This window comes from Paenibacillus sp. Y951 (genome assembly GCF_056786395.1).
This window is the reverse complement of the sequence record NZ_JBXCIY010000008.1, coordinates 57970-84034: the sequence shown is the minus strand read 5'-3', so window position 1 is coordinate 84034 and position 26065 is coordinate 57970. Positions and strand designations below refer to the sequence as shown.

Genomic DNA, 26065 nt, shown 5'->3' with positions numbered 1-26065 from the left:
CTCCTTAAGATGATGTTCCAATCAAGTTCAAAATGATCACACGTCATATTCGATGCCGAATCTACTTCAGAGCTTGCGCATCATGATCACGTGCGGTCGGATTGAAACCCATCTAAAGGAGCGGCTTTTTCTTGAAGGAGAGCGAAGTCATGGGCGAAAACCAGTCGATATTAACGATGACGGGAATTTACAAAGGATTTCCTGGGGTGAAAGCTCTAGATAATGTGAATCTGCAGTTATTTGCAGGGGAGATTCACGCTTTAATGGGTGAGAACGGAGCAGGGAAATCTACATTAATTAAAGTGCTGACAGGCGTTTATATGATAGACGAAGGGGCGATTGAGCTAGAGGGTCGCCCTATTGCCGTTCATAGTCCACTAGAGTCGCAAGAGGTTGGAATTAGTACCGTGTATCAGGAAGTGAATTTATGTCCTAATTTAACGGTTGCTGAAAATATATTTATAGGACGAGAGCCGCGGAAATTCGGTCGTATCTTATGGAAAGAGATGAATGAGCAGGCGGGAAAATTGCTGCAGGAAAGGCTGCATCTAGATATTGATGTGACATTGCCGTTGCATAATTATTCAGTAGCAATCCAGCAATTAGTATCCATTGCGAGAGCACTCAATATTTCTGCTAAAGTGTTAATTTTGGATGAGCCTACTTCTAGTCTTGATCGGAATGAAGTGAAGCAATTGTTCAATATTATGATGAAGCTGAAAGAAGAAGGACTAGCAATCTTATTTGTCACACACTTTCTGGATCAAGTGTATGAGGTATCTAATCGGATTACCATTTTACGGAACGGTCAGCTTGTCGGTGAATATTTGACAACGGAGCTACCGCAATTCGAGCTAGTATCGAAAATGATCGGGAAGACGCTGCAAGCCTTTGAGGAAATGCCGAAGTCACGTGCACAGAAGAAGCATGAACACTGGTTTGCTGAGGCAAAGGAACTTGGGCGCACGGGTGTGATTGAACCGTTTAATTTGAACATCGGATATGGTGAGGTTGTAGGACTAGCTGGTTTACTAGGGTCAGGCAGAACGGAAGTAGCTAGACTGTTTTTTGGAGCGGATCGTCCAGATCATGGGACATTGCATTATGAAGGAAAGAAAAGTATTCATTCGCCACGCCAAGCATTAGAAAATTCAATCGCATTTTGTTCGGAGAATAGAAAAACGGAGGGAATCATTGAAGATCTTACAATTAGAGAAAATATAATATTAGCATTACAAGCGAATAAAGGCTGGTTCAACAGAATACCGAGAAAAAGACAGAACGCGATAGCAGATGAATATATTACAATGCTGAATATTAACCCGCCAATTCCGGAGCAATTGATTAAAAATTTAAGTGGTGGAAATCAACAAAAAGTATTATTAGGACGCTGGTTATTAACTCAACCTAAGTTACTTATATTAGATGAACCAACAAGAGGAATTGATATTGGGGCGAAAGCAGAGATTCAAAAACTCGTATTATCATTATCAGATGAAGGTATGTCTGTATTGTTTGTTTCTTCAGAATTAGACGAGGTCATTCGAGTTAGTGATCGTATCGCAGTATTGCGTGATCGACATATCGTTAAAGAGATGACAGATACAGAATTGAATCAGCAAAGTATTATGAAGGCAATAGCGGGAGGTGGTGAGCAATGAAAGGAATAATGAAGCATCACTTATTCTACCCTCTTGCCTTACTAGGTCTATTATTGCTCTTCAATTTTATATATTCTCCAGATTTCTTTTCACTTGAAATGAGAAATGGTCAGCTGTATGGTAGCCTCATTGATATTTTGAATTTTGGGGCACCATTAATGTTAGTATCTATTGGTATGACGCTCGTAATCGCTACGAAAGGGATTGATTTGTCAGTTGGCTCAGTTGTAGCAATTTCTGGTGCGATGGCATGTCTAACGATCAGCAATGGAACGAATCAAAATGCATTTTCATTAGTGCTGATTGCGATCGGAACAGCATTAATATTATCTATTGTACTTGGCATGTGGAATGGATTTCTAGTTACCGGAGCTGGGATACAACCGATTATTGCAACGTTAATATTAATGGTTGCAGGTAGAGGTATTGCGCAATTAATAACAGGTGGACAAATTATTACAGTCGTAAGTCCCAAATATCAATTTATTGGGTCAGGGTCGCTTTTGTCATTACCGTTTTCGATTTTTGTTGTAGTCATTGTGTTATTCGTGGCCGCATTGTTAACTCGTAAAACTGCGCTAGGACTATTTATTGAATCAGTTGGTAATAACCCAGAGGGAAGCAGACTTTCTGGTATTAAATCTAGTATGATCATTTTCGCTGTATATATATTTTGTGGCTTATGTGCAGGGATTGCGGGATTATTACTTAGCTCTAATGTAGCAAGTGCAGATGGAAATAATGCAGGGCTTTGGTTCGAACTTGATGCTATTCTTGCAGTTGTTATTGGTGGAACATCTCTTAATGGTGGAAGGTTTTTCTTAATGGGAACGATTATCGGCGCACTTATTATCCAAACATTAACAACAACGATTTATATGACTGGTGTTCCGCCAGAGATTACGCTTGTAGTTAAAGCTTGTGTTGTACTTGCCGTGTGCTTGATTCAGTCAGAAACATTCCGAAAATCTTTCGTTAAACGTAGAAAAACACGTACTTCTGTTGATAAAGAGGTGATGCCTTATCTTTAATCGCAAATATATTCCGATTATTATAACAATTTGCTTATTCGGCTTAATGTTTGCCGCGGGCTCGTTTCGTTATACTGGATTTTTTTCTATTCAAGTCATATTGAATTTATTAATTGATAATGCCTATCTATTAATCGCAGCGGTTGGAATGACCTTCGTCATAGTATCTGGTGGGATTGATCTTTCAGTAGGTTCTGTTATAGCTCTTACGACAATGGTATCAGCTACTCTAATCCAGCAATATGGCTGGTCGCCGATGTTAGTTATTCCGTTAGTGCTATTGATCGGATCGACACTCGGGCTAATTATGGGAGCATTGATTCATTATTATAAGCTACAGCCATTTATCGTTACACTCGCAGGTATGTTTTTGGCGAGAGGCCTATGCTACGTCATTGGGACAAATACAATTACAATTGATCACCCACTATATGTTAGTATTGCGCAAACAAAAGTATATTTACCTGGTGGATACTTTATTTCAATAAGTGTAATTATAGCAATAGTTATCGTTATCGTAGGTATATTTATTGCTCATTACACAAGACTAGGTCGCAATATATATGCTATCGGAGGAAGTGAGCAATCTGCTCTACTTATGGGGCTTCCTGTAGCGCGCACGAAAGTAATGACTTATGCATTGAGCGGGCTTTGCTCTTCATTAGCAGGTGTTGTGTTTACATTCTATATGCTTTCAGGCTATGGCTCACATGGAATTGGCGCAGAATTAGATACGATTGCAGCGGTTGTTATTGGAGGTACTTTATTGACAGGTGGCGTCGGATATATTGCAGGTACTTTCTTTGGAGTCATGATCCAAGGTGTCATTCAAACGATCATTAGCTTTGAAGGGACATTAAGTTCGTGGTGGACAAAAATAGTTATTGGACTTTTATTATTTGTATTTATTATTTTACAAAGGATACTGGGTAATCAGAAGAAACGGCAATCGGGATATTCATTACTAGCGAGAAAGTAATATCATTGGCAACCTTATTTTACCATGTTATCATTAATGTATTAGCTATCGCCATCTTGTGAATGTAATACATCAGTAAGACGTAGCTACAATATGTAGGCGGAAGGCGTGCTGTAGCATGAAGCTTTGGTGGCATCGGAATTTAATATATAGTTTGGTGTTATTTCTTCTACTGAGTGGATGTCAAGCAAGTCAATCAACAGTGAATAATGAATCTAATAACATACCAATCGTGATCAATGAGCTGGAAGAAGTTGAAGTAGAAAAGCCAATTGTATTAGGCTTTTCACAGCTAGGATCTGAAAGTAAATGGAGACTAGCTAATACAGAGTCTATTGAGGCAGCAGCAAGTGAAATGGGAATTGAGCTTATATTGAAAAATGCGGAGCAATCACAAGAGAAACAATTCGAGGCTATTCGTTCATTTATCGAGCAACAAGTAGATATTATCGCATTTGCCCCTGTTGTGGAAACGGGCTGGGAGCCTATTCTGCTAGAAGTTCATGCAGCAGGTATTCCGGTAATATTGATCGATCGGGCAGTAGATGTAGAAGATTCCTCGTTGATTGTTACTTTTATCGGCTCGGACTTTTATGATGAAGGTGTCAAAGCAGGAAAGTATTTGCTCGATAAAATGCGGAATAGAAACGAATCGATTTATATTGCTGAGCTAGCAGGAACAATCGGCTCTACGCCTTCTATTGAACGAGGGGAAGGATTTCGAGAGATGATTAAAGATCAGTCGAATCTAATCCTTGCTGTTAGTGAGTCCGCGGATTTTACGATAGAGAAAGGCAAGCGAGTTATGAGGAAATTTCTAGAAGGTGAACAGCTACCAGATGTGTTGTATGCTCATAATGATGATATGGCACTTGGCGCGATTCAAGCAATCGAAGAAGCAGGACTAGTTCCAGGAGTCGATATCGTCATTATATCAGTAGACGGTACGCAAAAGGCACTTGAAGCAATGAGTGAAGGGAAAATTAATCTTATTGTGGAATGTAATCCTTTGCTAGGTCCAATGATTATCCAGGCTGCCAATGAAATAATGGCAGGTAGAACATTACCAAAGCGAATTATTCCTCCGGAAAATGTTTTTACGGAGACGATGCCGCTTGAAGAAATTTCCAAGCGAAAGTATTAGACGCAGTTTATATATTTTTGTAAATGAGTATAAGGAGTAGCCCAAAGTCATGAAAATGACGATGGAGCTGCTCCTTTTTTTGAGGGAAACGAGCCTGAAGTTAAGAGAGGATTTTATTAGGAGTGCAAGTAATAGCATACAATCTAGAATGGCAATAAGCTAAAATTAATACGGATGAATCACATTACATATGCTTTATAAGATTCTCTAATAGCTTTAATAAAAATATGTTGACAGAGAGTGGTAATTACTGTTAACATCCAATCAATAACCAACTAAACAGATAGGAATAATAAATAGTGACCGGAACAACCGGAATGAACATTACCTATCCCTAAATTATGGAGGGATTTGTTATGAAGATGAAGTCAATTACTCATTTATCAAAAATTATTGTTTTGGCGTTACTAATTGGGGTGCTTGGAGCTTGCGGTACAGCTACAAATTCAGGGTCAATACAATTATTAAACGTATCGTATGATCCAACTCGTGAGCTATATGTAGACTTCAATGAAGCTTTCGCGAAGTATTGGCTAGAAACGGCTAATCAAGAAGTAACCATTGAGCAATCACACGGTGGTTCTGGAAAACAAGGTCGAGCAGTTGTGGACGGTCTTGAAGCTGATGTCGTTACACTAGCACTTGGTTATGATATCGATGCAATTGTTGATGCAGAACTAATTGAAAGTGATTGGCAAACTCAATTTGACCGTAACAGTGCACCTTACACATCAACAATCGTGTTTCTAGTTCGCAAAGGAAATCCGAAAAATATATTAGATTGGAATGATCTAATCAAGGATGATGTAGAAGTTATTACACCGAATCCGAAAACTTCAGGTGGAGCACGTTGGAACTATTTAGCCGCTTGGGGTTATGCGCTTAAACAAAATAACAATAGCGAGGACGCAGCCTTTCAATTTGTAAAAGAGCTGTTCAAGCATGTGCCGGTATTAGATACAGGAGCTCGTGGGTCAACGACAACTTTTGTAGAGCGTGAAATAGGTGATATTCTGCTGGCATGGGAAAATGAAGCATATTTATCGATAAATGAATTAGGTCCTGATCAATTCGATATCGTATATCCATCATTAAGTATTTTGGCAGAACCACCGGTTGCCATTGTTGATAAAGTAGTCGACAAACGTGGTACACGCGAAGTTGCAGAAGCTTACTTGCAATACTTGTACACTCCAGAAGGACAAAAGATTGCAGGAGATAACTATTACCGACCAACAGATCCAGAAGTTGCGGCGCAGTTCAAAGATCAATTCCCTGAATTAGAGTTACTAGAAATTGATAAGGACTTTGGTGGCTGGAAAGAAGCGCAAACGAAGCATTTTGCGGATGATGGAGTGTTCGATCAAATCTATACTCCTGGTAGCTAATATGTAAAGTGAATCTGATTTATAAAGGAGTATGAGCACCTATGTCATTCGTAAAGTTTAAGCGTAAACGCTCATCATCTAGATCGATCATTCCAGGCTTTAGACTAACACTTGGGATTTCAATGTTCTACTTGAGCATTATTGTATTTATTCCGCTAGCTATTATTTTCTTAAAGTCGTTCGAGCTTACCTTTGAGCAGTTTTGGGCGGCGGTGACGAATGCTCGCGTGCTGGCTTCTTATCGGGTTAGCTTTATTACAGCGTTATGTGCAGCGTTGATCAATACCTTCTTTGGATTAATCGTCGCTTGGGTATTAGTGAGATACCAATTTCCAGGTAAGAAGATTATCGATGCGCTTGTTGATATTCCATTTGCATTACCAACAGCAGTGGCAGGGATTGCCTTAACGGCGATATATGCAAAGAATGGCTGGATTGGATCATTTTTAGAGCCGTTAGGTATTAAAGTTGCTTATGCCCCACTAGGTATCATTGTGGCATTAACATTTATCGGAATCCCATTTGTCGTGCGAACGGTACAGCCAGTTATTGAAGATTTGGAGAAAGATATGGAGGAGGCAGCGGTGATGCTTGGTGCATACCGCTTCCGCACCTTTTTCAGAATTATATTGCCAACGTTATTTCCAGCACTGCTAACTGGTTTCACCTTAGCATTCGCCAGAGGAATCGGTGAATATGGCTCCGTCGTATTTATCAGTGGCAATATGCCCTTAAAAACAGAAATTTCTCCGCTGCTCATTATGACAAAGCTAGAGCAATATGATTACGCCGGAGCAACTGCGATCGCAGCTGTGATGCTAATCGTCTCATTCATATTACTATTCGCCATTAATCTATTGCAGTGGAGAATGAACCGTAGAATGACATCAAATTCTTAAGTTGAACATCCTATCCTATAAAGGAGGGGAATCAGATGGCTGGAGTAGTACAATACCACAGCTCCTCCCACAAAATTGTGCGAGAGAAGCATATCAATGAAGCGACCTGGGTACGTTGGAGCTTGATAAGCATAGCGGTATTGTTCATCGTTATTATGATCGTCTTGCCGCTTGCACTCGTTATCGTAGAGTCGCTACAAAAGGGATTTGCAGTCTATATTGATGCGATAACCCATTCGGACGCATTTGCAGCATTGAAGTTAACGTTAATAACTGCATTAATAGCTGTACCGCTTAATACAGTTTTTGGTGTACTCGTCGCTTGGGCAATTTCTAAGTTTAAATTTCGTGGTAAGCAAATATTATTAACGCTAATCGATCTGCCATTTGCTGTATCTCCTGTTATTGCGGGACTTGTGTTCGTTCTTATGTTTGGAGCACAAGGATATTTTGGACCATGGTTAGCAGCGCATGATATTAAAGTTATATTCGCAGTTCCAGGCATTATTATTGCTACGCTTTTCATAACTGCACCATTTGTAGCGAGAGAGATTATTCCACTGATGCAGCAACAAGGAATTAGTGAAGAGGAAGCAGCGATTAGTCTTGGTGCGAAAGGTTTCAAAGTATTTTGGTATGTAACATTACCAAATATAAAGTGGGGGCTGTTATACGGAATTATTCTTTGTAATGCGAGGGCAATGGGCGAGTTTGGTGCTGTATCTGTCGTATCAGGCCATATTCGTGGCAGAACGAATACATTACCACTACATGTTGAAATTCTCTACAATGAGTATCAATTTTCAGCGGCATTTGCCATTGCATCGTTGTTAATGTTATTAGCGATTTTCACATTAATCGTGAAGGCGATTGTAGAGTGGAAAGAAGGGCTTCAGTCGAAGCGGGAAAGCATTGAGTAGAGATGTAATCCAAGCAGCATATGAAAAGTTTTAGGAGGAATTGTGATGGCGAAGCCTTTAGAGGTTGATTCAGTGTGGCAGGCACGTATTGCGGAGCAAATTAAAGGATTACAATTCGGGCAAGTACTAGTAACGGTTCATGAAGGTCAAATCGTACAAATTGATCGTACAGAACGAACGAGATATCCACTTGCTACTAAAAAAGTAGATAACTTCGAAGAGCGTAGCGGCACTCTACCGAATAAACAAGATATAAGTTAAATTCATTGTGACAATAGAACAGAAAAGACCGAGTGACTCTTATTCAAAGATAAGAGTCACTCGGTCTTTTGTTGCATTCTGTCTGCTTATTATGAAATGAAAAATTTCACAATAACTGCAGCTGCGAACACAACGACCATAAAGCCAAGCATGCCGCCGAAGCCAACAAGAACGTCTTTAAGATCGTCACGTGGTTCTTCGTTAATATGCTGACGTGGATCGCTTACATTTTCCATCGTGCAGTCCTCCTTGACATACCTATTACTGTACATAGTATAACCAATATTTCGCTAAATTGTAAAGTGAATATCCGATTCAATCAAAAAGAATGAATGCGAACAAATATGCTACAATAATAGTAGTACATGAAAAGTTAGATAATGCTTACGAAGTAACTTTTCATGTACACGAAGCATAATCAAGTAGTACATGAAAAGTTAAGTTTATGCTTTCGATGCTACTTTTCATTCACGAAGTAGTTTCTTATGTTTGTATCATGAAAAGTTAGATAATGCTTACGAAGTAACTTTTCATGTACACGAAGCATAATCACGTAGTACATGAAAAGTTTTAGGAGGTAATGTAATGTCGCAGTCATCGAATCCTTATGATGAAGCTATCGTGAAAGAACATCTACGCAATAAGTTAGCATTACTTCCTGATTTGCCTGGTTGCTATCTTATGAAAAATAATGAGGATGTCATTATTTACGTTGGTAAAGCGAAAATATTGAAAAATCGCGTACGATCATATTTCAATGGCAGTCATAATGGGAAAACACAAAAATTAGTTAGTGAAATTACTGATTTCGAATTTATTATAACGGGTAGCAATATGGAAGCTCTAATTTTAGAGTGTAATCTTATTAAGCTCCATAATCCAAGATATAATGTTCTGTTAAAGGACGATAAAACTTTTCCATATATTAAAATTACCCATGAAGCACATCCGAAGCTTGAAGTAACACGTAAGGTGTACAAAGATAAAGCGAAATATTTTGGGCCTTATCCTAACGCATATGCGGCACAGCAAACGAAGAAATTACTTGATCGTCTCTATCCGCTGCGCAAATGTCAGAAGCTTCCGGACAAAGTATGTCTTTATTATCATATCGGTCAATGTATTGCACCGTGCGAATTTGAAATAGATCAAAAGCAGTATGATGAGATGATCGCAGAAATTACGCGTTTCCTTAATGGCGGTGAAGATTCTGTCAAGATTGAATTAGAACGTAAAATGGGAGAAGCGGCCGAAAAACTTGAATTCGAGCGTGCCAAGGAATACCGTGATCAAATTGTAGCTATTGATGCCATTATGGAGAAACAAAAGATTACGATGAATGATGCACTTGATCGAGATATATTCGGCTATGCGGTTGATAAAGGCTGGATGAGTGTACAAATTTTATATATGCGTAAAGGTAAATTAATCGAGCGCCACGGAACATCATTTCCCTATTATGGTGAGGAATACGATGATTTTATGAGCTTTGTGACGCAGTATTATAGTGAAAACCCTGCATTACCTAGACAAATTTTATTGCCTCAGCCTGTCGATGGCAGCAGTATGGATGCCGATGAAATTATGTCTTGGCTACATGAATGGTTGAAGGTCAAAATATTAATTCCACAGCGTGGACAGAAGAGTGAAATCGTCTCAATGGCTGTGCAGAATGCGCAAAATGTATTGAATGAAAAGTTCAAGCTCATTGAAAGAGATGAGGAGCGTAGCGTCATTGCTTCACGAAATCTTGGAAATGCACTAGGAATAGAAAATTTACATCGAATCGAAGCATTCGATAACTCGAATATTCAAGGGACAAACCCAGTATCGGCGATGGTTGTCTTCCGTGATGGTAAGCCTGATCGTCGTGAATATCGCAAATATAATGTGAAAACGATTGAAGGCGCTGATGATTACGGGACGATGCGAGAAGTTATTCGTCGCCGTTATGAGCGTGCTCTTAAGGAAGGTACAGAGCTGCCAGATCTTATTGTAGTCGATGGTGGTAAAGGGCAGATTTCAGCGGCTATTGAGATACTACAGGACGAATTAAGCTTATTTATTCCCGTATGTGGACTTGTGAAGGACGATAAGCATAGAACAGCTGAATTAATGAGTGGCGACTCGGCGGAGCTTATTCCGCTCGGCAGAGATAGTCAGGAGTTCTATTTGCTGCAGCGCATTCAAGATGAAGTACATCGCTTTGCGATTAGCTTCCACATTCAAAAACGTGCCAAGTCGATGGTAGAGTCGAAGCTTGATTCGATTCCTGGTATTGGCGAGAAGCGGCGTAAACAGTTATTGAAGCATTTCGGGTCGCTGAAAAAAATAAAAGAGGCTCAAGTCGAAGACTTTAAGCCCCTTTCTATTGGTGAAAAGCTAGCAACTACTATACTTACGGCATTGCGGGAGGATACTCAGGACGATTAGGCGGTCCTGCAGTATCCTTTTTTTTGTTATGAAGCAGCTTAATAACATAAGCAATTAAGAATGGTAGAACAAGGAATACGATCGAAGAGACGATATCTATAGTCCCTCCAAATAGTATAAGCTGCATGCTCATCAATATCGTATTGAAAATCGCATGAGTGAACATCGCTGCAATAAAGCCGAATTTGACCATAATAAAGGTGAATAGGAATCCGATAATAACTAATTCCAAAATTCGCGTACTTGCTGGGTAAAGTGGGTACATCGTATGTCCAGCGGCCCACACAAGCGACGGAATTAACGCAGCTAGCCATGTGTTTCTGAACCAACGACGGAAGATACCGACTCCGAAGTAACGATAGATAACTTCTTCAGAGATCGCTGCCATCCAAGCTACTGCAGGATATAACCAAGTATATTCAATGTTCAAGAATGATTGTGAAGCATCATTTGCCGACCAAGTTCCAAGTACAGTCGTAAGTAATAAATAGATCACATTTTGAATACCTAGCAATATAATTGCTAGCAAATAAGACATTTTCATCATATCCCAAATGTAATGACCATAATCGAGATCACGGAAGCGCGGCCAGAGACGGAAGCCTTGTGCTTTCCATAGTCCATCACCAGCGACAAAGGAGAAGTATACTCCAACGGCGCCAAAGATGAGCGAGATAATAACGAATAAAATCATAAGTATGTTAGCGAATCCGTCATCCATAATCGTATTACTTTCTAATCCAAGCTGACTTTTCAAAAATCCAAAGTTAACGAGCGCGGAAATAATCGTACTAATAATCGTTAACCACATACCGTATTTAAATGAAGTATGGCGACGATATAAAATGGCATAGATGATCGCAAGGACACCGAAGATGAATGTAAAGCCCATATATACAAGAAAAGTCCATATAGCAGCGAAGAAATCTTGTTTTTTCGTATATGCTGTATATTCGTCTGGGATAATGAAGCCAGGCAAGTATTTACTTACAATAGATCCTTCACTCGTTTCCAATACAGTCGTGTCAATTTGTAGAATAGCTTCCCCGATAACTTGTTCATCATTGGAAACATGCCAACCATTTGAGTTACTAGATGGAGCAGTAATTGCTGCCCGATCCGATTGACTAACTGCTTCATATTGATCGAAATGTGTAGCATCATTCAATGGAAACTGTCGATTTGTAATTTCTTGCTTTAATGCTGCTAATGTAGCATCTGCACTCGCTACTGTTCCCGTAATAGAGAAATTCCAACCAGTAACTTGACCAGTGAATAGACTCATAATGACGTATCCATCACCTTGGCCAGAAGCAAATCGAAGGTTGACTTGATACTGATCGAACGGCACTAATTGTTCGAACTTTTCATCATGCTTGGCCTGTAGTTTTTCTTTCATTATGTAACCGGTATAAATTTTATTACCTTGATGATAGGCTTCTGCCTTCTCGACCTCAAAGCTTGTGCGCTGTTCGGCAAATGCTGATGCTATTTCAATCGCTTTATCATTAGAGATAGGTTTGCTACTCGTTGTTGAAGTAGCTGTTGCATTCAAGCTCGGAAGTAGTTGTAATAAAATGAAAACGATAAGTGAAATCGTTGCTAATATACTCGCTAGCTTCCAAGTTTTCGGGGTAATCTGGTTGATCATAATTCACCTCTTTAAATTATTATATACTCATTATACCGTGTACGCAGAATACAATGTATACAATATATTCCAATGTGTTTATACGTTTATTACGCTTGACGATGATAAAAGGTTGCAATGTCTTGAATACAGTTTCTCACCGCTACATCCAATGTATTAGGATCTGCATGAATTAATGACGTCGTACGCTTAGTACCTTCCAGTTGTGGAATGGGATAAATATCAAGATCGTTATCAGCAATTAATTGTGGTCGCAAATATGACTTCGGTAACAGTGCACCTGCTCGGAACGTATGAAGCAAGCGTAGTATAGCTTCGAAAGAATCGATTTCCATTCTAATTTCAGGCGTTAATTGATACGCTTCAAACAATTCATCGATCAATAAGCGATACCATGTTCCTTTGGAAAATAAAATCATCGGAATATTATTCAGATCATGCACATCTAATTGTTTTGCTTCTGGAAGCATCAATGAACGAGGCATGACTAGAATAAGATGATCATCAAACAACGGGGTACACTGGACATAGGAATCATCTAGATGTGAGGCGATGACCGCAATATCAACTTTATGTTCCTTCACAAAACTAACGATTTCATGAGTTTTTCCAGTAATCGCTTTTATATCAATTTCAGGATGAGATTCTCGAAGCAGTGCAATGAGATCGGGTAACGTCGTTTGTAAAGTCGTCAAACTTGCACCGATCGTAATCGAGCTTCTTCCCGTTTCTTTGAACTCGGCGACTGTTTTTAGATATTTGAGGTACAGTCGCTCTTGCTCAATAGCATATTCAAAAGTAAGTTGTCCAATACGTGTTAACTCTAGTCTTTTTCCAATCCGCCTGAATAGTGGAGCACCGATTTCATGCTCTAGCTTTGAAATTTTTCGTGATAGTGCTGGCTGGGATAGATTAAGTGACTGAGCTGCTTTATTCATACTAGAGTGTTCCACGATACGTTTGAAAATATATAAAGCTTCATCCATTATAATATACCTCCAACTTTTCATAACTAATACGTAAGCTTCCTGTTTAAAAAGTAATTCGGAAGCATTCGCGCCAATTTTTTAGAGCCTAATATAATACTTCTATTATAAAATTATAGATGAAATTATTCTCTTATGCAAATTTGTTATAAGCATTAATAATGAATATGCAATTCCATTATAAGCGAAAAAGGAGTACGATAAAACTATGGCAAAAATGTGTCATCATTTGCTATACCTATGGGTGATTGATTGACTAGCGCATATAGGTGGGGTAAAATGTGGGTTGATTTCATTGGATAAGTAAGCACTTACAGTTTGAAAGGAGAAAACAAAGAGATGAAGGGAAATAGTTATTTCTCTCGTAAGCTGCACTCACTACTAGGTATCATTCCACTAGGTGGATTTTTCGTAGTGCATGCTTTAACGAATTTCCAAGCTTTCGAGCGAGGACCAGAAGGATTTCAAAAAGGGGTAGGCTTAATTAATAGTTTACCATTATTGCCTGTACTTGAGTTTATATTGATCTATATCCCGCTATTATTCCATGGAATATATGGTTTATACGTAGCGTATCAATCGAACTCAAATCTAGGACGCTTTAAGTACGGACGAAATTGGGCATTTACAGCACAGCGTATTACAGGGGTAATTACCTTCGTATTCGTATTCTGGCATGTGTATGATACACGTTTCCAGGTATACTTAGGGAATATATCACATGAGGAACTTGGTTCAACGATGAATCACATCGCAACAAGTCCACTTGTGTTCACATTTTACGTAATTGGTGTTCTTGCAGCATCTTTCCATTTCAGTAATGGCTTATGGGCATTCCTTATTAGCTGGGGAATTACAGTTGGTGAACGAGCTCAACGTATTTCTTCGAAAATTTGTATCGGTATTTTTGTAATTATCTCTGCGTTATTCATCTTATCTCTTGTTGCTTTCAGAGGCGACGAATTCAAAGAAGTGGCAGATGCCTACATGGCAGTGCGTTCAATTCTTTAGTATAGATCAAGGAGCGAATCGTAATGGCTAAAAATAAAATTATTGTCGTTGGTGGCGGTCTTGCTGGTCTAATGGCTACAATCAAAGCCGCTGAGGCTGGCACACATGTCGATCTATTCTCAATCGTTCCCGTAAAACGTTCACACTCTGTATGTGCACAAGGCGGTATTAACGGCGCTGTAAATACAAAAGGTGAAGGCGATTCTCCTTGGGAGCATTTTGATGATACCGTATATGGCGGTGACTTCCTAGCGAATCAACCACCAGTTAAAGCAATGTGTGATGCTGCACCTGGTATTATTCACTTAATGGACCGTATGGGCGTAATGTTCAGCCGTACATCAGAAGGCTTGCTAGATTTCCGTCGTTTCGGTGGAACACAATATCACCGTACTGCATTTGCAGGTGCTACAACGGGTCAACAATTGTTATACGCACTAGATGAGCAAGTTCGTCGCTGGGAAGCAGCGGGACTTGTTACGAAATATGAGCACTGGGAATTCCTTGGTTCCGTTATTGATGATGACGGCGTATGTCGCGGTGTATCTGTTCAAGATTTACGTTCTATGGAAATTAGTACGGTGCGCGGTGATGCAGTTATTCTTGCATCAGGTGGTCCTGGTATTATTTTTGGGAAAACTACGAACTCCGTTATTAATACAGGAACTGCTGCAAGTGCGGTATATCAACAAGGTGTGAAATATGCGAATGGCGAGTTCATTCAAATTCACCCAACAGCAATTCCAGGTGATGATAAACTTCGCTTAATGAGTGAATCTGCTCGTGGTGAAGGCGGTCGTATTTGGACATATAAAGATGGCAAACCTTGGTACTTCCTTGAGGAGAAATATCCTGCGTACGGTAATTTAGTACCTCGTGATATTGCAACTCGTGAAATCTTCAGCGTATGTGTCGATGATAAATTAGGAATTAACGGCGAAAACATGGTTTACCTTGATCTATCTCATAAAGATCCTAAGGAACTTGATGTTAAGCTTGGTGGTATCATTGAAATCTACGAAAAATTCATGGGCGATGATCCTCGTAAAATACCGATGAAAATTTTCCCAGCAGTTCATTATTCAATGGGCGGTATGTGGGTAGATTATAATCAAATGACGAATATTCCTGGTCTATTTGCAGCAGGCGAATGTGACTATAACTATCATGGTGCTAACCGTCTTGGTGCTAACTCGCTATTATCAGCAATTTATGGTGGTATGGTTGCGGGACCAAAAGCAGTTGAATATATTAAAGGTCTTAATAAATCAGCAGAAGATATTTCCGCTTCTGTGTTTGAGAAAGCTACTCGTGAGCAAAAAGCGAAGTATGATCGTATTCTTGGTATGAATGGTACTGAAAATGCATACGTGCTTCACAAAGAGCTTGGCGAAGTGATGACTAATAATATGACCGTTGTTCGTTATAACGACAAGCTGGTAGAAACTATTCAAAAGATTAAAGAACTGAAACAACGTTATAACAATATCAACATTAATGATACTGCGAATTGGAATAATGCTGGTGTCGCATTTACTCGTCAATTATGGAATATGCTCGAGCTTTCTGAGGCGATGACATTAGGTGCATTGCAACGTAATGAATCGCGTGGTGCACATTACAAGCCTGAATTTACGGAACGTAATGATGAAGAATTCTTGAAAACGACAATTGCAGATTGGACTCCAGAAGGTCCGAAAATATCTTATGAAGAAGTTGACGTTAGCTTGATTAAACCTCGTACCCGTGACTATTCTGCAGGGAAGAAGAAAGGAGAATAATAATGGCTGAAACTACAGTAGCTACGAAAACTGTTACCTTTATTATTTCACGTCAGGATAAACCAGACTCAGCAGCATATACGGAAACGTTCAAGATTCCTTATCGTCCTAATATGAATGTAATTAGTGCTCTAATGGAAATTCAACGTAACCCAGTAACTGCTGAAGGCAAGAATACTACACCAGTCATTTGGGATTCTAACTGTCTAGAAGAAGTATGTGGTGCTTGTTCTATGGTTATTAACGGAAAGCCTCGTCAAGCTTGTAGTGCGTTAATCGATCAACTAGAACAGCCAGTAAGACTTGAGCCAATGCGTACTTTCCCAGTTATTCGCGATCTTGTTATTAATCGTGAAAGAATGTTCTCTGCTCTGAAAAAAGTTAAAGCATGGATTCCAATTGATGGAACGTATGATCTTGGTCCTGGACCGCGTATGGCAGAATCAGAACGTCAATGGGCATACGAATTATCTAAATGTATGACTTGTGGCGTATGTCTTGAAGCTTGCCCGAATGTGAATGATCGTAATAGCTTTATTGGACCGGCTGCGATTTCTCAAGTTCGTCTCTTCAACGTTCATCCTACTGGTGCGATGAATAAAGACGAGAGACTTGAGGCGCTAATGGAAGATGGCGGAATAGAAGGCTGTGGTAACTCACAGAACTGTGTTCGCTCTTGCCCGAAAGGGATTCCACTTACGACATCTATTGCTGCGATGAACCGCGATACTACTAAGCTATTATTCAAAAAATGGCTTGGTGTGTAGTTCAAAAAGCGGACTTTGATAACGAAGTGTATGCTGAAGTAGCGTAGTCGGCATCGCATTTGAAACGAACTTGGAAAGTACGGTTCGCATGTACCAATAACGTACATTTGCGCTTCCGCCTTTCTCAAGTAGCGTTTCAACTGCTCGGTTCTGAAAGCCCACTTTTTGAACCTTCATTTAAAGTTTCGGGCACTGACCGCTCGTGTACTTATAACGTACACGTTGCTAGGTATTGTTACAATGACTTTAATAACGATGATTGACTCCGTAGGTTATTCGATATCGAATATGAACCTTAGAATGTATTTTATTAAAAACGTCGGGATAGTTTTCTATCTTGGCGTTTTTTTATTGGGTTGAGCAGCGTATTGCTTGTTATAACCAGCTTACATTATCATTGATAATCATTATCATATGAAGTTATTATTATAGTACTGAAAATTGTTACTATTGTCAATGCTTAGGAGTGGTGACAAGGTAATGTTTCAAAAACCTCTCACTATCATGTGAGTACGTACCGCTGTTCCAATCGCGATTAGTTCTCTTCGCTGTAGTTTATATGAGGGGTAAACAAAGCTATAAGTAGCTTTAATTTAGTTACTCATGCACTGTAACGCCAAAAGTATCGCTACAGTCGTCAAAATTGAGTTAGCCTAAATATTAATCCTCGCAGTGAGCCTGCCGCTGTAATGAAAATCACAGTTAATGCAATATGTACATGTTACTATAGCAAGAGAGTACGATTGAGGGGGAAACGACGTTGAATATAGATATGATATTAACATTAATTATATTGCTATTAGCATCGATCATGTTCGTCAGTGGAAAAATACGTTCAGACCTCGTAGCGATATGTGCGTTAAGCTTATTAGTTATTCTAAATATTCTTGATACTGGAGAAGCATTGGCTGGCTTTGCAAGCTCTGTTGTCATTATGATGATTGGCCTATTTGTCGTTGGAGGAGCGATTTTTCAGACCGGTCTTGCCAAAATCGTCAGTGGAAAGTTATTGAATTTGGCAGGTACGAATGAGACAAGACTACTTATTACTATTATGCTATCGACATCCTTTGTTGGGGCATTTATTAGTAATACAGGAACGATTGCAGTGATGCTACCCATTGTTGTAAGTTTGGCTAATCAAGCGCAAGTAAGTACAAGACGACTACTTATGCCATTAGCATTTTCAGGTAGTTTAGGTGGAATGCTGACCTTAATTGGTAGCCCGCCGAATATGGTTGTAAGCGAAACATTAGCAAAAGCTGGTTTCGAAGAGATAAGCTTTTTTGGATTTGCACCAACGGGTGTCATATGTCTTGTTGCGGGAACATTACTTATTATGTTTTTCAGTAAAGTAGTCCTAAAAGGAAAAAGTAAAGGTAGCTCGAAAAAGAAAAAAGAGCGTTCATTAGATGAACTAGCCGAGCAGTATAGCCTTGCGCAAAATTTATATCGAATGCAATTGGGTGAAGGCTCACCGATGCTCGAGAAGACGCTGAAGGAGCTTTCGTTGGTAAGTTTATATCATGTACATATTAATGAGGTTAGACGCCGCCAATCTCACAAAAACCCGTTTTTCAAAACGATTAATCAGGAAATGGCCGGTCCAGAAACTAGATTACATATGAATGATATTATTTATGTTAGCGGTCATTACGAAGAGATTGAACGATTTGCAAAGCATCAGAAGCTGACAATTATTAGTGATGATATTGTGGAGAAGGACTCTGCAGCAGCGCTTGAACAGTTAACAACATCCGAAATTGGCATTGCCGAAATACTTATCCCATCTAATTCGCGTCATATTAATCAATTGGTGAAGCATTCGGGCTTTCGCGAAAACTACAATGTTAACATCCTTGGTATACAGCGTAAAGGAACGTATTTGCTGAATGAATTGAAGGAAGAGAAAATAAGATCAGGCGATGCGATTTTAATTCAAGGGGAATGGAAGCATATTGCACGATTATCTCTAGAGCATGAAGATGTTGTTGTCGTTGGTCAACCAGCACAGGAAGCTGCGAATATACCATTGATTCATAAGGCACCTATTGCTGCTCTAATAATGGTGCTCATGATTGTCGGCATGATTATTAATATTGTACCTGCCGTTGTATGTGTGATGATCGCTGCGATAATGATGGTTGTTACAGGATGTTTGCCTAATATGGAATCAGCTTATAAGACAGTTAACTGGGAAAGTATTGTACTTATTGGCGCAATGATTCCGATGTCTACAGCAATTGAAAAGACAGGTGCAGCAGCCTTATTATCAGAAAAGCTTGTTATTGGGCTAGGAGGGTATGGTCCGTTAGTATTGCTTGCAGGAGTATATTTTGCAACATCATTGATGACGTTATTTGTAAGTAATACGGCGTGTGCTGTGCTGTTTGCTCCAATTGCTTTATCGGCGGCTGTAGCGCTTGACGTCAATCCTCTTCCATTTATGTTAGCAGTATCGATCGGAGCTAGTATGTGCTTTGCTGTGCCGTTCTCAACGCCACCGAACGCGCTTGTCATGGGGGTAGGTAAGTATAAGTTTATGGATTATATTAAAGTGGGTTTACCGGTGCAGATTTTGCTGGGGGTTGTAATGGTCTTCGCAATACCATTAATCTATCCATTTTGAGCGGTAGCTCAAAATGTTCATACAAACAAGAGCTGGATTAAAGGAATCATTGATTCCTCTAATCCAGCTCTATTTGCTTAGCCTATCCATTTCTCTGCCCATTGTTGAATGGCACAGATGACAGGTTCTAAATCTCGACCTTTTTCAGTCAGTTCATATTCAATACGTACAGGCATTTCAGGATATACATTGCGAACAACGACACCAGAACATTCTAACTCCTTCATGCGATCGGTAAGCATCTTATCGCTCATTTCTGGAATTTGTTCCTTTATATCTTTGAAACGTTTAGGTCCGCCAAGTAAAACATGAATGATCCTACCGGTCCACTTTTTTCCTAGTAAGTCCGCAGCACTTTCATACCGTGGACACATCACTGAATAGTCCATCCGTATCACCTTCCTTAACAATTATTGTAGCATACAAACTAAAAAAAAGTAAGTACCTATGGCAAAGTAGGTTGACGGTCAATACTGGAGTAATCAAATATCTAGTCAAAATAATGGGCATGAAAAAACCTCTCCCACTTAACAATGTTGTAAGTTAGAAAGGTAATTGATAAAAATTATATTATAGAACATAACAATATGAGCTAGCTACAAAAATATTATAAGGCTACCTCAATAGCTTGACGATTTTTATAGTAAACCCAGCTACGATAGCCGATGTCTTTTAAGCGGTTTGCCACTTCATCGAAATCATCACCAATGCGCTTAGGAGTATGAGCATCAGAACCGAACGTTACCTTCACACCATAATGATATGCCCTTGCCAAAATATCATCAGAAGGATACCAGCCACCAACATCTTTGGTGCTACCTGACGTATTAATTTCAATTGCAACATTACAATCAGCGATGACTTGCAATGTTTCATCTATTTTATTATAAGCAGGGATATCAGAAAATGGTGGATAGTAGCCTTTCATGGCATCGATATGACCAAGAATTTGGAATAGTCCACTGCGAGCAGATTGAGCAATAAGATCATAGTAAAGCTCTTTCGTCTCGATTTTTTCTTGATCGGTTAAATTTTTCCAACGATTTCTGTTAAAGATACTTACTCCAGCTACTTGGTGCACGGAGCCAATGACATAGTCGAAAGGTACTTCATTCAAGGCTGTTTCATACACAGTTGTATGTTGTGGGAAGAAATCAGATTCGATCCCTAGTAATACATCAATTTGACCTTCGTATTTCTGTTTTAACGATTGTACCTCTGTAATATAATTGTTAAATTCGCTTCTAGCCATCGCAATACCTGGGAATGGCTGATCATCATCGTGTGCGAAGTAAGGCGTATGATCTGAAATACCAACAGCTTGAAAGCCTTGTGCGATTGCAGATTGAATATAATCCTCAATTACTCCATCAGCATGTCCACAACGGTTATGATGGGTGTGAAGATCGAATTTAACACGGCTGCTATTATCAAATGTACTCATTTGCAATCCTCCTACAACTTTTCATTTGCTTTTGTTAAACTTCTCTGTTAAAGAAAAGTACGACGGAAGCATAACCTACAACTTTTCATATGCTTCTTGTAATGCTTCCTTGAGTTGAAAAGTACATCGGAAGCTTTTACTATAAGGGTTTATTGAACTACTCTTACAATGAAAGTTCAATAAGCGGGCTTTCAGAACCGAGCAGGTGGAGCGTTACTTGAGAAAGGCGGAAGCGCAAGTGTACATGATTACGTACACGCGAACCGTACTTTCCAAGTTCGCTTCAGATGCGATGTCGACTAAGCTACTTTAGCATCCTCATCGTTATCAAAGGCTGTTTATTGAACTACCCTATCTACTCTGCATTCATAAATTGATACTGGGGCATCCCCTTCAAATCGCTTAAAAATTGCTGCATCGCTGAATTAATATATCGTCCTGATTTGTAGACTACACCTACAGGATGTGTAGCAACAAGCTCTTCTACTCTAATTATTTTAATAGTACCTAACTTACGTTCCTGTTCAATTGCTAGTTTAGATACAATTGCAGCGCCGAGATTAATTTCAACCATTCGTTTAACTTCTTCGCTACTGGACAATTCCATTATTATATTAGGAGTCAGGCGGCAATCTTTACATATTTGATCAACGAAACGTCTACCTAAAGTATCAGGTGCAAGCATAATCAAAGGGACATGCTGCAGCTGATCCATTGTAATAAAATCGTATTGGCTCAATGGATTTTCAGGGGATACAATCAATTCAAATGTATCATAATAAAGAATTGAGGAAGTTATATTTGTGTTTTTTTCAGTCAAGTAAGTAATACCAATGTCTACGCTACCATTATCTACACTAGTCATAACTTGGGAAGATGGCATCGTATGAATGGTTGTTTTGATTAGTGGGTATTGATTTTGAAAATAGGATAGTACTCTAGGTAACACTTGAACTGCGATAGATGCTGTTGTTCCTAAAATAATATGCCCCTGCGGATTATCGTTAAGATCTGAAAGTCTTTGTTTTAAGTCATCAACAATCGAGAGCATTCGTTCAGCATGTTCAAGAAATACTTGCCCATGTTCAGTTAAAGTGACGGGTTGATTACGATCAATCAAAATGGTATTGAATTCTTCTTCTAAGCTTTTGATTTGTGCCGATACAGCTGGCTGAGTCAAATTCAAAAGTTCACCAGCTTTTCGAAAACTCATCGTTTTCGAAATTGTAAGTAAGGTTTCTAGCTGACTAATATTCAATTTTCGCCAATCCCCCTTCTCGAATAGTTCAACTCGATGGAGCTATCCTCTATTATAGCGAATACAAGCTCAATGGGCAAAAATAATTGAGTAACTATCCCTTTTTTCGATTTTTTTGTGAAATTGCACTAGAATAAAAAGTGGACACTACTTAGAGTTACACAGATAATATACTTATCAAAACAAAGTGGTATCTACTCATGAACAAGCCAAAAATACGCAAATAACTTTTGAAATAAAAGGGGATTCTTACATGATATATTTGAACAGCTTCAAGCTTTCTTCCGTAATCGAGCGTAATCCAAATATTTACCCCTATCGTGTGTTTAACAATAACGCTGGTGAAGTATTTATATTCGATAAAATAACTGTGATTTATGGAAACAACGGATCAGGTAAGTCAACCTTACTTAATTTGATAGCTAACAAATTAAATATGAAGGGAAGTGAGCATTTATCCAATCATAAGTATTACGACGCTTTTATTGAGGAATGCTCATTTTCCTTACCTGATACTGTAAATGCTCATAAACAGCCGAAAATACCTGACGATAGTCTTTATATGAAAAGTGAAGATATATTATATGAGATCAAAAAAATTCAACAAGAGTCTGTTTTAAGAGAGGGTTATTTGTATGAGCATTCTAAACTAGGATATACGAAGGAACAGATAGAGCAATTAAAGCAATCAGCACAAATGAACAAACGAATTGAAATTATGAAATTTGCCAATGAAAAATATTCTAATGGAGAAACGTCCATGCAAATGTTCGATCAATATTTATTGCCTGATGCACTATATTTGCTCGATGAGCCTGAAACATCACTTTCTCCTGCTAATCAGATTAAGCTTTGTGAAGAAATCAATCAGCTAGCTAGATATTTTAACTGTCAGTTTATCATTGCTAGCCATTCCCCCTTTATGTTAGGTACTCTTGATGCGAAAATCTATAATATGGATGCGCCAAGCTTGAAAACATCACAATGGCATGAACTTGAAAATGTACGTTTCTTTTATGAGTTTTTTCAAAGTCGTAATCATATGTTTAAGTAATTGCATAGGTGCTGTACTTATGACAACAAAAACCTCCTTAAGTAGCTGATAGACAAGCAATCAGAGACTTAAAGAGGTCGTTGGCTAAAATGTAGTAGTGTGAAGTTACAACCATTCCTTTTTGCGGAAAATAAAGTACATCCCAATTCCGAGCGTAATCATAATACCTAATATGACATAAGCGCCGTATTTAAAGTGAATGCCTGGGATTGAATCGAAGTTCATTCCATATATACCAGTAATAAAAGTTAGCGGCATGAAAATCGTTGTAATTGCAGTAAATACTCTCATAATTTCATTGGCTCTGCTAGATAGGGAGGATTGATATGCCTCTCGTAAGTTACCCATTAGATCGCGATACGTATCGAAAGACTCAGCAATTTTCAATGCATTTTCATATACGTCACTGAAATATTTTTGTAGTTGGTCATCAATTAATTTAAGCTCTTTTTTTATTAAAGTAGCGATTAGCTCGCGTTGTGGACCAAGTACTTTTTTCAACCACAGAATTTCACTGCGTAAGCCGATAATCTCATTCAAATGAGATTTTTTGGTATGCATCAATATATCTTCTTCAAGTACCTCGATACGAAGCTCAATACGATCACCAACAAGTGCATAATTGTCAATAACTAAATCGACCAAGTGATAAAGAAATTGATCGGGTCTTGTTACTTCTTGCTCCCAAAGGATGGGCTTTAACGTACGCAACTCATTAATTTTTTGCTTCGTTACTGTAATAATAAAATGTTTACCAAGGAAAATATTAAGGGCACGCAGGAAAAATTCCTCATCATCGAAACGAAGGCTATTGATCACGATAAAATAATGACTTTCATAAATTTCGATTTTCGGGCGTTGCTCTTCTTCATTCAAACAGTCTTCTACTGCAAGATCATGCATGCCGAACAATGGCTGCAAGACGACAAGATCGTCGACATCTGCATCAATCCAGTAGAATCCTTCGTTAGGAGGTATTAAAGTATCCTCAATATTTTTTATTAAATCAAAATTTCCACTTTTAACATGTCTAATTTTCATAATAGTTCTCCTTCCTGTCTGGAGGAGCTACACAAATTACGAGGTTGCTTACAATGTCATCATCTATATTTAGTAGCAAAGCAGCTGTGGGTATAGAGAAGAGCAACAATCGTTAGCAAGCTGTAATGGTAGCATCCCAATATGAAATTGCCAGGGACTTGGTCGATCATCGTCCATCTAAGCCACACACTCCTTTGCCTCATTAATAATAAAATTGCTTTATACTCGAAAAGTCCATGAATCCTTGTCTAGTATACTCTGATGTGTTCGAATCATACAATATAAATTTGCTATAAAATATAAAAAATGATTGAATATCAGGTTATTGACGTAACTCTCATAATGCTATAAAGTATTGGTAATAGTAAAAATTGAATATGCTACTTTCTTATCAAGAGCAGGCGGAGGGAAAAGCCCTATGAAGCCCGGCAACCGACAGTTATGCACGGTGCTAATTCTTGCGGAAGCTTTAGTTTCTGGGAGATGAGAGAGAGGTTCCGATATACAGGCCTTTTCTCATTACAGAATGGTCTTTTTTTGCGTCCGTTTAGACAAAAATGGTGTGCTTTTCATTTACGAGAAGTATATCAAGCTGACATGAAAAGTTAGGATTATGCTTTCGAAGTACTTTTCATTACAGGAAGTATATCAACTAGTTATGAAAAGTTAGGATTATGCTTTCGAAGTACTTTTCATTGCAAGAAGTGTATCAAAGTAGTTATGAAAAGTTAGGATTATGCTTTCGATGTACTTTTCATTGCAAGAAGTGTATCAAAGTAGTTATGAAAAGTTTAAGGAGTGAGTGTTATGCCAATCAAGATTCCCGATTCTCTACCGGCCAAGGAAGTTTTAACAAGTGAGAATATTTTTACGATGGATGAAAGTATTGCCTACAAACAAGATATTCGACCATTGCGAATTGTGATCCTTAATTTGATGCCGACCAAAGAAACAACTGAAACTCAATTGTTGCGTTTGATTGGTAATACGCCACTACAGGTTGAAGCTGTGTTGTTACACCCCAAAACTCATACATCTAAGAATACATCATCGGACCATCTAACAAGCTTTTACAAAACATTTGATGAGATTGAACATCAATATTTTGATGGGATGATCATCACTGGTGCGCCTGTAGAAAATCTACCTTTTGAAGAAGTGAACTATTGGGAAGAGTTAACGCAAATTATGGACTGGAGTAAAATACATGTTACTTCTACTTTCCATATTTGTTGGGCAGCACAAGCTGGCCTTTATTATCACTACGGAGTTCCTAAATATCAGCTTGATGAGAAAATGTTCGGAGTGTATCCTCATATATTAAGTACGCGCAATGTTCCGCTGCTTCGTGGATTTGATGAAATGTTTTTCGTGCCCCAATCACGTCATACGGAAGTTCGTCGTGAAGATATTGAAAAGATCGAAGATCTTGAAGTGTGGTCAGAATCGGAAGATTCCGGATTATACATTGTTGCTTCTAAGGGAGGCAAGCAGATTTTCGTAACAGGTCATTCTGAATATGATCCTGCTTCATTAAAATTCGAATATGATCGCGATAAAGAAAAAGGTCTTGAGATAGAGGTTCCGAAAAACTATTTCCCGGGAGATAACCCAGATCGTACACCGATCTCTACGTGGAGAGCGCATGCTAATTTATTATACTCAAATTGGTTGAATTATTATGTTTACCAACTTACGCCTTATGAATTAGGCGCAGGGATATAGAG

At 38.8% G+C, this 26065-nt stretch carries 23 protein-coding genes and 1 riboswitch; of the genes, 15 read left to right on the top strand and 8 right to left on the bottom strand.

Translation table 11 applies throughout. From position 1 onward, the window contains the following. The first annotated feature begins 149 nt into the window (after positions 1-149). The 8 genes from AC1TPB_RS13385 (at position 150) to AC1TPB_RS13350 (ending at position 8283) form a co-directional block, all read left to right on the top strand. Positions 150-1661, top strand: coding sequence for a sugar ABC transporter ATP-binding protein (locus AC1TPB_RS13385; RefSeq protein ID WP_482076957.1), 1512 nt, complete (start codon positions 150-152; stop codon positions 1659-1661). Then, on the top strand, positions 1658-2692 hold the full coding sequence (locus AC1TPB_RS13380; protein WP_482076956.1) for an ABC transporter permease: 1035 nt from the start codon (positions 1658-1660) through the stop codon (positions 2690-2692). Before AC1TPB_RS13385 ends, AC1TPB_RS13380 begins: the two co-directional genes overlap by 4 nt. Further along, positions 2685-3671, top strand: coding sequence for a galactofuranose ABC transporter, permease protein YjfF (gene yjfF / locus AC1TPB_RS13375; protein WP_482077066.1), 987 nt, complete (start codon positions 2685-2687; stop codon positions 3669-3671). Before AC1TPB_RS13380 ends, yjfF begins: the two co-directional genes overlap by 8 nt. Before the next feature lie 118 nt (positions 3672-3789). Continuing rightward, positions 3790-4815: an ABC transporter substrate-binding protein gene (locus AC1TPB_RS13370; RefSeq protein ID WP_482076955.1), complete on the top strand. Its 1026-nt coding sequence runs from the start codon at positions 3790-3792 to the stop codon at positions 4813-4815. Between the two features lie 362 nt (positions 4816-5177). Then, complete coding sequence (locus AC1TPB_RS13365) at positions 5178-6203, top strand: sulfate ABC transporter substrate-binding protein (protein ID WP_482077065.1); 1026 nt, start codon at positions 5178-5180, stop codon at positions 6201-6203. Between the two features lie 41 nt (positions 6204-6244). Beyond that, the gene (cysT, locus tag AC1TPB_RS13360; RefSeq protein ID WP_482076954.1) at positions 6245-7102 is read left to right on the top strand and encodes a sulfate ABC transporter permease subunit CysT; all 858 of its coding nucleotides are present in this window, start codon (positions 6245-6247) and stop codon (positions 7100-7102) included. 35 nt (positions 7103-7137) lie between these two features. Next, on the top strand, positions 7138-8022 hold the full coding sequence (gene cysW / locus AC1TPB_RS13355; RefSeq protein ID WP_482076953.1) for a sulfate ABC transporter permease subunit CysW: 885 nt from the start codon (positions 7138-7140) through the stop codon (positions 8020-8022). Between the two features lie 45 nt (positions 8023-8067). After that, positions 8068-8283 (top strand): YezD family protein, encoded by a 216-nt coding sequence (locus AC1TPB_RS13350; protein WP_482076952.1) that lies wholly within the window; start codon positions 8068-8070, stop codon positions 8281-8283. Between the two features lie 89 nt (positions 8284-8372). Here the strand turns inward: AC1TPB_RS13350 and AC1TPB_RS13345 are convergent, their stop codons facing one another. Next, positions 8373-8519, bottom strand: a complete 147-nt coding sequence (locus AC1TPB_RS13345) for a YqzM family protein (protein ID WP_482064398.1) — start codon at positions 8517-8519, stop codon at positions 8373-8375. Positions 8520-8904: 385 nt separating this feature from the next. On the opposite strand from AC1TPB_RS13345, the gene uvrC reads away from it, so the two are divergent. Continuing rightward, positions 8905-10716 (top strand): excinuclease ABC subunit UvrC, encoded by a 1812-nt coding sequence (gene uvrC / locus AC1TPB_RS13340; protein WP_482077064.1) that lies wholly within the window; start codon positions 8905-8907, stop codon positions 10714-10716. Here uvrC and AC1TPB_RS13335 read toward each other — a convergent pair. Both AC1TPB_RS13335 and AC1TPB_RS13330 read right to left on the bottom strand, forming a co-directional pair. Then, positions 10682-12367: a CPBP family intramembrane glutamic endopeptidase gene (locus tag AC1TPB_RS13335; RefSeq protein WP_482076951.1), complete on the bottom strand. Its 1686-nt coding sequence runs from the start codon at positions 12365-12367 to the stop codon at positions 10682-10684. The genes uvrC and AC1TPB_RS13335 overlap by 35 nt on opposite strands. Positions 12368-12456: 89 nt before the next feature. Further along, positions 12457-13353 carry a LysR family transcriptional regulator gene (locus AC1TPB_RS13330; RefSeq protein ID WP_482076950.1) on the bottom strand — a complete coding sequence of 299 codons (897 nt, stop codon included), beginning with the start codon at positions 13351-13353 and terminating at the stop codon, positions 12457-12459. A gap of 339 nt (positions 13354-13692) precedes the next feature. Here AC1TPB_RS13330 and AC1TPB_RS13325 point away from each other — a divergent pair, with 339 nt between their 5' ends. The 3 genes from AC1TPB_RS13325 to sdhB are packed head-to-tail and all read left to right on the top strand — an operon-like array spanning position 13693 to position 16912. Continuing rightward, a complete protein-coding gene (locus tag AC1TPB_RS13325; protein WP_482076949.1) occupies positions 13693-14364 on the top strand; it encodes a succinate dehydrogenase cytochrome b558 subunit in 672 nt (223 codons plus the stop codon). A gap of 23 nt (positions 14365-14387) precedes the next feature. Further along, on the top strand, positions 14388-16145 hold the full coding sequence (sdhA, locus tag AC1TPB_RS13320) for a succinate dehydrogenase flavoprotein subunit (protein WP_482064394.1): 1758 nt from the start codon (positions 14388-14390) through the stop codon (positions 16143-16145). Positions 16146-16147: 2 nt separating this feature from the next. Beyond that, positions 16148-16912, top strand: a complete 765-nt coding sequence (gene sdhB, locus AC1TPB_RS13315) for a succinate dehydrogenase iron-sulfur subunit (RefSeq protein WP_482064393.1) — start codon at positions 16148-16150, stop codon at positions 16910-16912. Here sdhB and AC1TPB_RS13310 read toward each other — a convergent pair. Next, entirely contained in the window at positions 16886-17089 is a 204-nt protein-coding gene (locus AC1TPB_RS13310) for a hypothetical protein (protein ID WP_482076948.1), read from the bottom strand. The genes sdhB and AC1TPB_RS13310 overlap by 27 nt on opposite strands. 583 nt (positions 17090-17672) lie before the next feature. On the opposite strand from AC1TPB_RS13310, the gene AC1TPB_RS13305 reads away from it, so the two are divergent. Next, a complete protein-coding gene (locus AC1TPB_RS13305; protein WP_482076947.1) occupies positions 17673-19541 on the top strand; it encodes an SLC13 family permease in 1869 nt (622 codons plus the stop codon). Between the two features lie 77 nt (positions 19542-19618). On the opposite strand, the gene AC1TPB_RS13300 is transcribed toward AC1TPB_RS13305, so the two are convergent. The 3 genes from AC1TPB_RS13300 to AC1TPB_RS13290 all read right to left on the bottom strand — a co-directional run bounded on the left by AC1TPB_RS13300 (position 19619) and on the right by AC1TPB_RS13290 (position 22243). Then, positions 19619-19930, bottom strand: coding sequence for a winged helix-turn-helix transcriptional regulator (locus tag AC1TPB_RS13300; RefSeq protein WP_482064391.1), 312 nt, complete (start codon positions 19928-19930; stop codon positions 19619-19621). A 218-nt stretch (positions 19931-20148) separates the two neighbouring features. Continuing rightward, positions 20149-20985 (bottom strand): histidinol-phosphatase, encoded by an 837-nt coding sequence (locus AC1TPB_RS13295; protein WP_482076946.1) that lies wholly within the window; start codon positions 20983-20985, stop codon positions 20149-20151. Positions 20986-21340: 355 nt separating this feature from the next. Next, entirely contained in the window at positions 21341-22243 is a 903-nt protein-coding gene (locus AC1TPB_RS13290; RefSeq protein WP_482076945.1) for a LysR family transcriptional regulator, read from the bottom strand. A 253-nt stretch (positions 22244-22496) separates the two neighbouring features. On the opposite strand from AC1TPB_RS13290, the gene AC1TPB_RS13285 reads away from it, so the two are divergent. After that, positions 22497-23297 carry an AAA family ATPase gene (locus tag AC1TPB_RS13285; protein ID WP_482076944.1) on the top strand — a complete coding sequence of 267 codons (801 nt, stop codon included), beginning with the start codon at positions 22497-22499 and terminating at the stop codon, positions 23295-23297. Between the two features lie 105 nt (positions 23298-23402). On the opposite strand, the gene corA is transcribed toward AC1TPB_RS13285, so the two are convergent. After that, a complete protein-coding gene (gene corA / locus AC1TPB_RS13280) occupies positions 23403-24338 on the bottom strand; it encodes a magnesium/cobalt transporter CorA (RefSeq protein WP_482064387.1) in 936 nt (311 codons plus the stop codon). A gap of 385 nt (positions 24339-24723) precedes the next feature. Continuing rightward, positions 24724-24828: riboswitch (SAM riboswitch) on the top strand. Between the two features lie 317 nt (positions 24829-25145). Here corA and metA point away from each other — a divergent pair. Continuing rightward, entirely contained in the window at positions 25146-26063 is a 918-nt protein-coding gene (gene metA / locus AC1TPB_RS13275; protein ID WP_482076943.1) for a homoserine O-acetyltransferase MetA, read from the top strand. Positions 26064-26065 lie beyond the last annotated feature (2 nt).